Origin of the sequence: Streptococcus sp. HMSC072D03 (genome assembly GCF_001812855.1) — a bacterium.
Classification (GTDB): domain Bacteria; phylum Bacillota; class Bacilli; order Lactobacillales; family Streptococcaceae; genus Streptococcus; species Streptococcus salivarius_D.
The window spans coordinates 10,165-23,115 of record NZ_KV810610.1 but is presented as its reverse complement, the minus strand read 5'-3'; the positions used below and the strand labels follow the sequence as shown (position 1 = coordinate 23,115).

Annotated in this window: 13 protein-coding genes and 1 pseudogene; 2 read left to right on the top strand and 12 right to left on the bottom strand. The window is 38.7% G+C overall.

Annotation, left to right across the window (positions count from 1 at the left end):
* Positions 1–93: 93 nt before the first annotated feature.
* From csn2-St to HMPREF2877_RS00515, 11 genes and pseudogenes are all read right to left on the bottom strand, one after another.
* Positions 94–1,146 (bottom strand): CRISPR-associated protein Csn2-St, encoded by a 1,053-nt coding sequence (csn2-St, locus tag HMPREF2877_RS00565; protein ID WP_049528648.1) that lies wholly within the window; start codon positions 1,144–1,146, stop codon positions 94–96.
* The gene (gene cas2, locus HMPREF2877_RS00560; protein ID WP_002946754.1) at positions 1,143–1,466 is read right to left on the bottom strand and encodes a CRISPR-associated endonuclease Cas2; all 324 of its coding nucleotides are present in this window, start codon (positions 1,464–1,466) and stop codon (positions 1,143–1,145) included. The genes csn2-St and cas2 overlap by 4 nt, the downstream gene beginning before the upstream one ends.
* A 1-nt stretch (position 1,467) precedes the next feature.
* A complete protein-coding gene (cas1, locus tag HMPREF2877_RS00555; RefSeq protein ID WP_049528643.1) occupies positions 1,468–2,379 on the bottom strand; it encodes a type II CRISPR-associated endonuclease Cas1 in 912 nt (303 codons plus the stop codon).
* Between the two features lie 176 nt (positions 2,380–2,555).
* Positions 2,556–5,974, bottom strand: a pseudogene (gene cas9, locus HMPREF2877_RS00550) (type II CRISPR RNA-guided endonuclease Cas9).
* A gap of 146 nt (positions 5,975–6,120) precedes the next feature.
* On the bottom strand, positions 6,121–7,782 hold the full coding sequence (locus HMPREF2877_RS00545; protein ID WP_070578022.1) for a SulP family inorganic anion transporter: 1,662 nt from the start codon (positions 7,780–7,782) through the stop codon (positions 6,121–6,123).
* Between the two features lie 247 nt (positions 7,783–8,029).
* Positions 8,030–8,644: a hypothetical protein gene (locus tag HMPREF2877_RS00540; protein WP_014633340.1), complete on the bottom strand. Its 615-nt coding sequence runs from the start codon at positions 8,642–8,644 to the stop codon at positions 8,030–8,032.
* A gap of 95 nt (positions 8,645–8,739) precedes the next feature.
* Complete coding sequence (locus tag HMPREF2877_RS00535; RefSeq protein WP_045771838.1) at positions 8,740–9,381, bottom strand: GDSL-type esterase/lipase family protein; 642 nt, start codon at positions 9,379–9,381, stop codon at positions 8,740–8,742.
* 53 nt (positions 9,382–9,434) lie between these two features.
* Positions 9,435–9,752: a hypothetical protein gene (locus HMPREF2877_RS00530; RefSeq protein WP_002885985.1), complete on the bottom strand. Its 318-nt coding sequence runs from the start codon at positions 9,750–9,752 to the stop codon at positions 9,435–9,437.
* Between the two features lie 49 nt (positions 9,753–9,801).
* Positions 9,802–10,179 carry a hypothetical protein gene (locus HMPREF2877_RS00525; RefSeq protein WP_045771839.1) on the bottom strand — a complete coding sequence of 126 codons (378 nt, stop codon included), beginning with the start codon at positions 10,177–10,179 and terminating at the stop codon, positions 9,802–9,804.
* Positions 10,180–10,191: 12 nt separating this feature from the next.
* Positions 10,192–10,554, bottom strand: coding sequence for a TIGR02328 family protein (locus HMPREF2877_RS00520; RefSeq protein ID WP_045771840.1), 363 nt, complete (start codon positions 10,552–10,554; stop codon positions 10,192–10,194).
* Positions 10,551–10,943 carry a YbgA family protein gene (locus HMPREF2877_RS00515; protein WP_070578019.1) on the bottom strand — a complete coding sequence of 131 codons (393 nt, stop codon included), beginning with the start codon at positions 10,941–10,943 and terminating at the stop codon, positions 10,551–10,553. Before HMPREF2877_RS00515 ends, HMPREF2877_RS00520 begins: the two co-directional genes overlap by 4 nt.
* Positions 10,944–11,117: 174 nt before the next feature.
* On the opposite strand from HMPREF2877_RS00515, the gene HMPREF2877_RS00510 reads away from it, so the two are divergent.
* Both HMPREF2877_RS00510 and HMPREF2877_RS00505 read left to right on the top strand, forming a co-directional pair.
* Complete coding sequence (locus HMPREF2877_RS00510; protein WP_070578009.1) at positions 11,118–11,537, top strand: SP_0198 family lipoprotein; 420 nt, start codon at positions 11,118–11,120, stop codon at positions 11,535–11,537.
* A gap of 99 nt (positions 11,538–11,636) precedes the next feature.
* Complete coding sequence (locus tag HMPREF2877_RS00505) at positions 11,637–11,834, top strand: bacteriocin immunity protein (protein WP_070578006.1); 198 nt, start codon at positions 11,637–11,639, stop codon at positions 11,832–11,834.
* A 246-nt stretch (positions 11,835–12,080) separates the two neighbouring features.
* Here HMPREF2877_RS00505 and HMPREF2877_RS00500 read toward each other — a convergent pair whose 3' ends face one another.
* Positions 12,081–12,830 (bottom strand): CPBP family intramembrane glutamic endopeptidase, encoded by a 750-nt coding sequence (locus tag HMPREF2877_RS00500; RefSeq protein WP_070578003.1) that lies wholly within the window; start codon positions 12,828–12,830, stop codon positions 12,081–12,083.
* Between the last annotated feature and the right edge of the window lie 121 nt (positions 12,831–12,951).

Below are 12,951 nucleotides of genomic sequence, written 5' to 3'. Positions count from 1 at the left end.
CAGTTACTTAAATCTTGAGAGTACAAAAACCTCAAATGAAATTTTGACGTTTTTATACCCACATAGTGATTATAGAATCAATAACTGTCCTTGTCAATTCTTACTTTCTAAATATCTATGCAATAGCTCCTCATCAGGAGTTTGTGAATATCTTATACGGTAATTAAATTGAAACAGCTGATTTAGGATATTCAAAATTACAGAATCAACAAGTGTGAGACTAGGTTGTCTCAGCATTTTTGTCAATAAATAAGGCGTCACATTCTCTAAGGATTTCCTAAAACCCTCTCTCGGTGGGAAATTATTACTTGGATAATGTTTCTTTACCCTGTCATACATAAACTCAATATCGTACAAATGCTCCACTTGGTCAGATAAAATATTGACGAACCTACTATTTTCTTCATCAATCTTTAAATAGCCTTGATTACTTGGAAATAAAATTAAGTTTAGATTTGGATACTTTTTGACTAGCTGACCAATTTGCTTATAAAAACTATCATAAGATTCCTCTGAAATAAAACTATCAATATTTTTTAGCACAATGAGATATTTCTCTGTTGTTTGTGACAGAAGACGGTCTAACATTTCTAAAAAGAGGGATAGTTTATCAGTATTAGAAACCCATTCAAAAGATAAATTCTTGTTCTCAATGGCAAAAAATGGGCTAAAATTTTTTGAAAGTAGTTGATCTAGTGTAAGAGAACGATTCTCTAAATGGTATTCCACCTTACCACTGTTTAAGTTGATATGCTGGTTCATTGCCCCTTCTATAAGCTCTACTTGTTCATTAATTTTCTCCAAATGGGCTACAATATCAACTTGATTGACAATTTTACCAAGGTAACCATGAGCAAGAGTCCCTTTCTTATATTCCATCTGCTCAAGTAAATCCTTAAAACTTGAAATCTCGATATAGTGATAGCTACTTCGCTTCACTATTTCTCCAGACTCATCAAGTATAGTAGGTTCCTCATAATCAAAAATACTTAAGTCATCACTTGAGTATTTTTTTCCACCAAAATACCAGCTCAAAATCTGCCAAATATAATATTTGAGTTCTTTATTCTGACCAACAATTTGTGTGATTGCACCAATATTCAATTCAATACGTTCCTTGTAAGGATGTTGTACAAAAAATTTCATATAACCACCAACTTATTATCACTGACGATTTCTTCTTGCTTAGTTTTGCCACCTATGATTAATGTCATTTCTGAAAACTGCTTTTCAGTAACCGCCAAAAGTCTCACATTTCCAGCAGGTAGATTACTCATCTTTAACTTCTTATAAAATTTATTTGCAAAACTTCTATTAGGACAAGTGCGATAATAGACCGAAAATTGTAACATTTCAAACCCATTTGAAATTAATTCTTTACGAAAATTTCGATAGATTCTTTTTTCATCCTTGGATTCCATTGGCAAATCAAAAAAACATAATAACCTCAACGCTTCATACCTCATCTTATTTTCTCCACTCTAAACTTGATACCACTGGGCAGTGAAATTTACTACTATCTTTTTCCGAAATATATTTGATAAAGCCTTTGACATATTTGTCCATAGCAACTGTCACTGAACAAGTCTCTTTGCCATATTTGATTTTAGCATTGAGCAAATCTGTCAATCCTAACCTATACTCATACTTAAGGAATTCTTGATCTCGTAGATTATCATAAACCCAAACATCCACAATCTGTCTAAATGGCTCCATTAAGTCATCAACCAAATTAAACTGATTGTATTCATTTTTATGGAAGATACCTAACAAACCGTTTAAACCATAACCCGCCACTATTCTAGCCATCTGAGCCCTCATGATAGCATAGCCATAGTTTAAGCCAGCATTGATAACATCTGCTTCTTGCTGGGTTACTCTGACAAATTGTTTACCAAAGAGTTCATTAAAGTAGACCTTAGCAGCATGACCCTCTCTATTGGTTCTATCACCGGGTTCTATCTGCTCTTTATAGTCTGAAAGTAGTCTAATGTTATCCAAACTTTTTTCAAACATGGCTAGGACATCCTCTTGGTTATTAATTTTATAGTATGTCACAATCTGCCATGCCTTGTCCTTTTGTTTCTGAGACCAGTCCATCTGTTCTTTCAAGCGCTTGTAAGCTCTAAAATGCCCATTTTGTGAATGATAGATCCCTGTTGGTAAATGTTCGTTATCACAAACAACTAAGGCAATATTATATTTACTTAAGGCACTTAACAGACGAAGGGTAACAACTGTATCCCCACCTTCTGCAACAATTATCGAAATATCACTAAGTGGCACCGTAAACTCTTGTCCCATCTTTTGCACTAACAAGTTATCAAGCTTTAAGCGCATCTTCTCACTCTGACTGACATGTACAACTCTCCAAGTCATTTTTTCTCCTTTTTAAATAACGAAAACACCCTGCCATAAAATGACAGGGTGTTGATTTCGGCATGAAGCCTTATCTTTGTAGCTTCTGCAAGATTTAAGTAACTGTGTAAGGCGTCCCTTACACGATAATTATAGTATATGATAACTATAATTGCAACACTTTTTAACAATTAATATTAAAAATCTAGCTTAGGCTTATCACCCTCATTTTTGATGATATGCTGATTTCCTAGGACATCTGTTCTTACTTTATAAATTGATAGATTTTCTATCTGCATATTCTTTTGCAATTGATTAGAAGAAGGTGGTACCTTTCCTAATACCTCAAGTTCTTCTCCCTTCTCGAATCTTGCTTTTTCATAAGGTTTTAATTCTATTTTATGCTTTTCAAAACTTTTTGGATTATCCTTCCCAGTACGAGACCAAAATCTAAAGATTTGTTGACGATTTGTTTCAGTATCCTTAATTAAAATTAAATCATTCTTATACAGTGTAAACTTAAATTCTGAATTCTTACCAATTCCTTCTTTCTCTCTTATTTTATTATACTTAACTTTTGAAATACCGTAAGAACCTCCTTTTTCGAAACACAAATCTGCATACTTTAATCCTAAGAATTCATATTTTCTTGTTTCTGTATTGTAGTATACATCTGTTCTCCAAGGATTCAAAGATAGTAAAGCTACAGGATTTTTACTTTCTGAGGGAGTTATATCAACAAATCTTCCTAGGAGATTATCGTAGTATTTAAGACTCTTGATTTCAGGACCATTGCCTTTTCGACTATACTTGCGAATAGGTCCATTTTCAATTCTATATTTTTCAAAAGGATTAAAATCAACCTCTTTTCCATTTTTGTCCTTTTCTTTAAATGGTCGATATTGTTCCAATATCTTCTCTATTACTTCATCCCAAGTTTTTCTATCCTTCTGATACATTAAGAATTGGGATTTATCCTTTTTGTATAAATCTAAAAACTTATAAAATCCCGTTTTAGAAGGAGTTTTTGTCCCTAAAGCATAGATATCTTTTATTTTCCCCAAAGTATAAGTGTATTCTTTTTTCTCTTTATCTAATTTCGCTTTTCTTGTTGCGTAAATTGTTGCATCAGAAATCTTTCGATTAAACTTAGAATCCACTTGATATGAGAACAAGATACTGTCTTCAAAATCTTTACTCTTCAATGTATCAACAAAATGTTGATAAGGGGCTTTAAATACAGATTCCTTGTACTCATCGTCACTAATAAGTTCACCTGTTTCAATATCAAGTAGTTGGTCTTCTGAATAACTTACAAGAGTATTCTTTTGTTTTTTCCACAAATTCAACTGACTTGAAGCAGCAATAATCAGTGCATCTACGGCATGGTGATGATAGGTATCACGAATCTTATCGATTCCCCAATGGCGTCTCAATTGAGATGTGAATTGCCCGCGAACCACGGAAACTTTTGTATCAATCTTGCGAGTTCTAAAGTGTTCTTGAAGGGCATTGAGGACAACTCTTGAAGCGTATCTTGTATCTACAAGATTTCGTTCAATAAATTTCTTTCGAACATCAAATTTTGAAATATCCTCTTCCGTAAGAAGGTATTCTTTTTTCTTGTTTGAAAGTGTTTTCGACTCACGGACAAAGGCTTTTAGTTCACGGAAAGACCATGCATCATCCATACTATCTAATGCCTGGTAAGGTGTTCGTTGTCCTTTTTCTTGGTTAGCAGTTGCATAAACCAAAACCTTATTAGCAAGGCTATCATCAAAGGTAATAGAGAGAGGTAAAATATGATCTATTTCAAATTGATTGGGATTATTAATCAAATCATGGATTGAAATTGTTTTACCAGTATAAAGGCAACGTTCTCCTTGCTGATGCCAGAGACGGATTTTGGTTGCTAATTGCTTATGACCATGGAAAACACTATGTGGTAATTCAGCCTTTCCATTATATTGGTTGGCAGCCTTAAGCATGGCTGCATCCTTTTCATCTTTATTAGCTTTTTGAATCTTTTGAATAGCCTTCTTTTCGTCATCTTCATTTGTTTCACGAGCCATTTCGATGACAATATTGTCAAAGTCGCTATATTCTTTGATTGCCGCATTTACGATTTTTATAGCTTGGCGAACAGACTTAGCAACAACAGGATTGTAGATTTCTTCAGTTAGTCGTTTCTCATCTATATATTTTGTTTTATTTGAAGACGAAGTCGTTTTTTGTTTTCCTAGTCGTGTCAAAATAGTCATTTGTTCTTCTGACGTCGCATATAATTCTGGGATTAATTCCATCATCAACTTGACAGAAAAATTATGCCAACCTTTTCCAAAAATGGAACTATTTGCTTTGCGAAATTGAACCAATTCGTCAACTTGTTTCTGACTGAAGGTACCATCAGCAAACTCATGCTCTAACGCTTCTTGGATACCTTCCTTCTCCGTATTTAATGTTAAAACATAGGCTAACTTATCAAGCTTTTCTCTCTCCATTTGCTCAATATCAATGGTTTCAAGCGTCTTCATTTTTCGATAGGCTTCGAAAGTATGAATTTCAGCCTTATCTGATTTATCGATACGGTATCCTTTGATATCCGCAACATCGCAAGAAAGTAGTTTAGCGATATACTTAAAGAGTTTCGCTGGACCCATCGCCTTTTCATTTTTGACATAGGTAATGATTTTATTCTTCTGTTCTTCGCTTAACTTCTTGGTTTCTGTTGGAACGGTTAGATTGTTCAAATCATTTAGCAAATTGAATTCTTGAGCCGTGTAGGAAGCTTTTGCTGCTCTATACTCTTCCGGATAAAATGTACATTTCCCAATTAGGATTCCAAAATATTGTCTAAAGTTAGGTACTCATCTTCAGAATCTTTCTTAGTAGTATACCTTCCATAATCAGTCCGTGACTTCTCATTTCCTGGTCCGTGATAATATTTACGTTTTCCAGTTAGAATTTGGAGATAACTATTAATAAATTCATCGGTAATCTGTGGATTAAATTCTTGTTGGGTTTGCAGTATTCTCAGTGCTTCTGCTCGATAAGCTGATGTTGGAAAGACATTAATTAAGCGATGTTTTTTTCCATCCTCCTCAATAGTAAAATCACCACGTAATTGACCATATTTTTGATAGCGTTCCAATTGAATCTGGCCTGGTGTTTTTGTCTCTAATTGTTTGCTGTTCTCTTTGACAATTTGTGCATAGTCTCCTACTGATGAATTTCCGTCATCACTGGCATCATCAAGATAACTAATCCCACGATGTTTCACCATATTTTTAAGAGCGATAAACAATTCTTCATTAGACAATTCATCGGTCAAGCCCTTAACTCGCAATTGATATGGGTTAAGATTTATTGAAACCTGTGTAAAATCAGTGATTAATCCACTTTCCTCAAATAGATGATTTAAACGAACTCTACGATGTTTTTTACGTCGTGTCAATCGTCTTCCTTGACGATTTGTTCTACGTTCTACATTATTCTCCGCTTGAGCTGCTGGGAAAATGCGTGAGTTCTTATGGATAATTTCTCCCGTCACTTTATTAAGGATACCTACGCCAACAGAACCTATACCGATATCAAGTCCTAAAACTAAGTCGCTCATTTAAGAATCTCCTTATGCTTTTTTCTAATATTTTACAATAATATCTGAAAATTTACAACAAAATTTGTAAACGCTGTCTTTGTTTATATTTTAAAAAGCCAAGTTCAGTTGAACTGGCTTTTTCTTCTTGTATTAAAAACATTTGTCTAGGCTTCTTTTGCTAGTGCCGCTGCTTTTTCAAGGGCTTGATCGGTCGACTCGCAGATATGGTCTGCTCCTATAGTCTGGATAAATCCTGATTTTTCAAGTACTCGGTAGGGTTGAGCATTAACGTGAGAAAGAAGCAAGGTCATGCCACGTTTTTGGCAGATTGCCAGGGTTTCTTCAAGGGCATCTAGGCCTGAGATATCCATGGCTGGAACATTTCGCATGCGTAGGATGAGAACATTCTTAGTTTCATCATTGATTACATTCAAGAAGTTATTGGCTGCACCAAAGAAGAGGGCACCAAAGACTTCATAGACGACAGTGTTTTTTGGGACTTGTTTTAAGTCGCTATCCTCGGACAAAACTGGATCGTCCAGATTTTCCTTGTCCACCCACTGACGGATTTGAGCCACGTCGGACATGCGTTTGAGGAAGAGGAAGGCTGCTAGGACCATACCAAATTCGATGGCAACTACTAGGTCAAAGAAAACGGTTAGGATAAAGGTCACTAGCAGGACCGCCACATCACTCTTAGGGGCACGTTTAATCATACGACCAACTGTACGCCAACCACTCATGTTATAACCGACAATCATAAGGATTGAGGCCAGACAGGTCATAGGAATCAATGAGGCGTAAGGCATGAGGAAGAGTAAAATCAGAAGCAAGGTGAAGGCATGAACCATACCTGCTACTGGTGTTCGTCCGCCATTTTTGACGTTGGCTGCGGTACGGGCAATAGCTCCCGTTGCCGGAATCCCGCCAAAGAGGGCTGACATGATATTCCCAACACCTTGGCCGACCAATTCTGCATTAGAGCGGTGATTACCACCAATCATGCCATCTGAAACCACACAAGAAAGGAGCGATTCAATGGCTGCCAATATGGCAATGGTGAAGGCTGGCGAAATCATTTGACGAATCAAAGAAAATGATAGGTCAGGAACCGTGAAACTTGGAAGTCCTGCCTTGATGGTGTAAAGGTCACCAATGGTTTTGACTGGGAGATGACCAAAGGCTACGATGGCTGTGGTCACAAAGATAGCAACCAGAGAACCCGGAATTTTCTGAGAAAGGCGTGGCCAAAAGATTTGAATGAGCAGGGCCAAAATACCGATAGCTAGGGTCGCCCAACTAATACTCGAAAGATGCTCTCCATAGGCAATCATCTTTTCCAGAAACTCAGCTGGCACGGACTTCATCTCAAGGCCTAGAAAATCCTTAATCTGTCCAGCCACAATCCCAACGGCAATCCCCAAGGTAAAGCCAAGTGTGATGGTTTTGGGAATGAATTTAATCAGGTCGCCAAAACGCAGGAGCCCCATGATAATAAGCATGAGTCCCGCCATAAGCGTGGCAACAGTCAGACCCGCCATGCCATACTGGGCGATGATGCCATAGATGATGACAACGAAGGCTGCAGTAGGTCCACCAATCTGAACTCGACTACCTCCTAAAAAGGAAATAAAAAAGCCTGCAACCACTGCTGTGTAAAGACCTTGTTCGGGATTAACACCAGAGGCAATCGCTAGGGCAATCGACAAGGGCAGGGCAATGATAGCCACGATAACTCCTGCAATCAGGTCCTTGATGAACTGTCCCTTGGAATAATCCTTGATGGTGGTGAAAAATTTGGGTGTGATATATTTTAAAGCGTCCATTTTTTCCTCCTAACTAATATCCTAAAACTCTTTGACTTAACTCTTTTTCAATGAGTGTCAGACGCTTATCATTTTTACAGTCTTATGATAGCACAGCAAATCCCCATTTTCTAGGGGATTGGGAGATGTAAACGTATTATTTCAAGAATTTTTAAACTTTCTTAGTTTAGAAATGAGGGCATCAAAAAAACAAGCCCTGATTATGGACTTGTTTTGACTTTTCATGGCTTGATAGATTCCTCTTACATTACCAACTGGTTGGCAAGGAAATCGGAATGTTAAGCTTGACCTTCATCTTGCTATTGGTCACAGTAGCCTGCTCAATTTCGTAGCCGATTTCAGGAAGCTTGAGCTGAATTTGGTTGTTAACCATGCGAACACCACTGCTTGACTGGGCAATACTCTTCTTGAGATAAGGCAGAACCAGTGATTTAGGTACAGGAAGGCGACCCAGGTGGGCACCTGCCAAGTCTAGTAGGATGACTTCCTTGTTAGTGCTAACCGTGAAATCAAGGCTGAATGTTGATTCGATAGGTCCAAGAGACACCGGTAGCTTAGCTGTCAGATAAGAATCATTCAACTCTACAGTACTGTTTAGCAAAGTCTCGTCATTAGAATCAGCCATGCTTGCTTTTAGGATTTGACGAAACTGGTTGCTATCAAGATTAATCTCAGTTGAAACCCCACCTGACGAAAGGGACGCCCCACCAATACCAGCCTGGGCTAAATCGGCAAGAGATGTTTGAGTTGATACATTTTTTAATTGGTCCTGACTGTCGATCTTGTCCGGAATGAGTAGAGCCGCCACTGCAAAAAAGACCACAATGACGAGGACAATGAGTCGTTTAAACCATTTCCACATAGGGATACCTCATTTCAATTTTTCACTTTTGACGTCTATTGTACTGTAATCAAGGAAAAAAAGCGAGTAAGAACTGGAAATTCTCTCATATTTTCTTAATGCAAGAGGTAGGGTTCGAGAGCTTCAAAGACTTTTAAGTAAGCATTGGTATAAAGGTGGACACCGTCATAGGTGTGCTCAGCCTTCTGCTCTTTCCTACCATTGACCAGCCCCGCATTACAATTAATAAAGTGGCAACCATAGGTTTGGGCGATTTCCTCAAGAGCCTGGTTACAACGGTCAAGATTTTCAGGTGTCCGCAGTTTCATCCACTGGATTGAAGCCTTGGTCTGCCAAGGCAGATGAAGATTGGCTGGGTAAAAAGCCATGAGATAAATCTTGGTATGAGGCAAGATAGCTTGTGTTTGCTCCAAAATCCGCCTGATGTTTGCTGTCAAATGCTGGAACCATTGGTCTCCATAAGGCTCCTCGGTCATGTCATTGGTACCGATATTGATAAACACCTTGCTCGGTTGCATATCCAAAAGTAGGGGATGGATATGCTGGAGAAATTCATCCGTATTCAGGCCGCTGATACCTCGATTGTAGATGATATCATCTACACCTCTACTCCTAGCGATTTCACAAATGGGAAAAAGCTCCATGAGAGATGAGCCCGTGAAGAGCGTCTCCCCCTTGATGGCAACCTCATTTAAGTACTGATAATTTTTAAGTTTGATTTCTTTTAATTCATCCATGATAACTTTCTTCTATATAACTTTATCTAAATGAGGGAGAAAAAAACTCATTCTCACCAATCTTGCCAGGTTTCTTTGGCACGAATCACACGGCCTTGCTCATAGTCAATATGGTAAACTCGCCAGCCACCAATCCAATCGTCGGCCAGCTGGTACTCAACACTTCCTTGAAGGTCGTCACCCTTGCCCAAGAGCTTCTCCACTTCTTCTCTCGTCATGCCCTCAAGCTGATACTGACGGTGAAAACTCCACATAAGTTTGTGTCGCATAGGAGCTGGTGTTTGAGCCCATTTTTCAGGCGTAAAGACTCGGTCACGAGGGACAATGATAGCGAAATGAACCAGACAAAGGATTTCGATAATTAACCACAAGGCTTTTCACCGTTTTCTTCTGGCTTCTGGGGTAAGGTATGCCATAGGACTACCTGACTTTCTCTTGCTTCCAATGGTCGTCCAAAATCACTGTGTGCTCTTTTGAAAAGCGAATAAGGATGTCTCTGGCAACTTGTTGAGATACCCGAGCGACATTGGTCAAGTCTAGTCCTAGCTCAGGTGTATCGTGTTCCAAACGATACTGGTCATCCTCGTATTCAACGAAGATAAAGCTCATTGACTTTTTATCTCCATAGGTGAGATAGAGACTATCGTAGGATACTGGGAGTTGCACCAAGGCATCCCAAATATCACTGTCACTTGGGTCCATAATCGTCGTATAGTCCACCTGATCAGCCGTCGATATACGCATGACAAGGCCTTCTGCTACTTTCTTTTTAGGTGCTAGCCACTTAAATAAATGCATCGTTTTACTCCTTTAGATGATGATTCCTTTTTGCTTGAGATTGTCCAGACATTCCTGTAAATAGGCGGCATCATGCTCTGGGTAAATGATGTCTGGTAATGTCTCCGCTTCAAGCCTATCGTAGGCTCGCATCTGCTTGCCTCGATACTCCTTGTCTAGCCACTCGGAGCTGACACGATAGCCACGTTCCGTCATTTCTTGCATAATGAGTTCATGGTATTTAAACAGGCGATATGGAGAATAATCAAAAACATAGTTAACCGTAGCGTGTTTGCGTTGCCAACCCTTGCCACGAAGGGCACAACATTCTCGGTGTTGTCCTAATAATTGCTGACGGGGTAGTTTTGCAATCAAGTCTTGATGCCACAGTCTCATTTTGAACCCCCATTAATTAAGGTTGACTCCTCCAGATAACGATTAGGATACTTGCTGAGGAGCTCTTTGACGGATTCCACCAAACCATGCTGAGGAATTTGACCTGCTGCATAGCTATCCAGTTGGGCCATAAACTTTTCCTTTTCGCTGGCAGTCGCCTTTTTCTTAAAATACCCCCAGATATGTTGAAAGGCATTGACGACCTGACCAGGATTTTCAGGAAGGTCAAGCGCTTGATCAATATAAGCTTGAACCTGATTCAAACTAACCTCATCATTCTTGAGATAGTTACGGATTTCTAAGTAAATCTTGTTCGAATGGCTGAGCACCAGATACTTATTGGCTGCCCAAAGTCGCTCGCACTGGCGACGTGGATTGGTAGTTGTCATTAGGAACCTTCCTTCTTGCTTTTTATCAGTATAGCATAGTTTAAATAGGGATAATAGATTATGCTTTTAAGAATCCGAAAGAGTGATTTTCAAGCATTTTCAGAAAAGGTTTTTTGCTTGGTTCGTTTGTAAGCGTTTGCTATACTTAAGATATCAAAGAAAGGAGACAAGCCTATGACATTGTCCAAAAAACTCACACTTTCTCTTGCCTCTATGGCAGTTCTTGGTCTTTTAGCAGCCTGCTCAAACCAGAAAGCTCAAACACCTGAAAGCTCTTCTAGCACCCAACAAAGTTCAAGTAAGGTTTCATCTTCACAAAGCTCTGAAGCCTCTAAACAAACTGAAGGGCTAGATGGCACCTATAAAGGGACTGACGAAAATGATCGCATTACTCTTACCATCTCTGGAAATACTGGAACTTGGGAAGAGGATGAGGCAGATGGCGAGAAGGAAAGCAAGCCTGTAACAGTTAACTCTGACAATCAAAGTCTGACAATCGGTGACGACACCAAATACTATAAACTCGATGGTAATCAACTGACTATTGAAGATGACGACCATGATCCAAATGATACGGTTGTCTTGATGAAATAAAATGAAAAACCTTAGCCAAACTACTCTCTGGAATTTAGCTAAGGTTTTTTATGTTATACTATAGGCAGAAAGAAAACGGATACAAAGAGGAGGTTGACGATGACTCAAAGAAGATTATGGGTGACGCTATTTGTTGTGTCGATTATTGTAACTCTTATTGGACTGGGATTTGCTGTCTATAACTATTATGTCTTTGATAAACCCTTTATGACTGCCACTACAAAAGGTTTACTAGCAGCCTTTTTCCTGTGCGCGACAATGGTTGCCATTAGTCTATCCAAATCAAATAAGAAGTAAAGATGAGAAAGAGGTATAAGTTTGCGAACTTATACCTCTTTTCATACAACATTACTTAATCTTGTGTTTGTTCATTTTTTCTTCAAAAATGCCTGTCATGATTTTACGCAACTCTTGGCCTTCTTTTTCAGTCTTTAGATGATGAAGCCAAACGAGTCACCTCCTAAAAATGACACTATGTCATTATGTCAACAGATAGGAAAGAAAAGCTCTCACCTAAATCTGGTGAGAGGTTAAACTCTAGTTTTATGATTTTCTTATAGCCACCAGCCAAGAGGATACTAGGATTTCGAAAATAACCAGAGGGATAATCTGAGTGAGTGAACTCTGAACCAGCATAAGGACAGCCAAACTATCGATCAGCATATGAGCGAGGATACAAGGAACAGCTCCTTTCGAGTACTCTTTGAGAGCTCCCAAAAGAAAGGTATTCCCTAAAATCATCAGGTAAAAGATGAGATAGTTGGACGAGCCTGCTGTAATCCAAGGGAGTTGATAGATAGGGATATGCCAGAGGAACCAGACAATGGAAAGAACCATCATTTTAGGTATAAAGTGCTTACTAAAGGAAAGATGATCTTGTAAAAACCAACGCCAACCGACTTCTTCTAGGCCTCCATATAATAAGGTCCAGGGGAAATAAAGGAAGAAGGCCAAGAGGGAGTTCCCAGTAAAGCGAACATTCATGAGCAGGATTGAAATCCCATAATAGATGACTGGAATGAAGATAGCTAGAATCCAGGACAGGGGACTTTCTTTTTGAAGAAAGATCTTTTTGAAAAATTCCCCCAAGGATTTAACTTCCCTCAACACAAGAGAAAAGATAGCCGCCATAATCAGGGGAATACAGTTCATTAGGATAAACAGCAGTGAGGAACCTGTGCCCTTTCCATCTGGGAAACACCAAAGGATAACTTGCCCTACTATAAATGTAGCAAGGAGGGCAGTCAGTGCATACCAGATAGCGACTGATTGTTTTGAAATAAATTTGCTCATTTTTCCTCCGTAACGGTATGATAAATCAGATAGATCGCACCCTAATCCGCATCGACTCAAAGTGGTATTGTTCACAATCTTTATAAATCTTACTTAATCTTGTGTTTGTTCATTTTTTCTT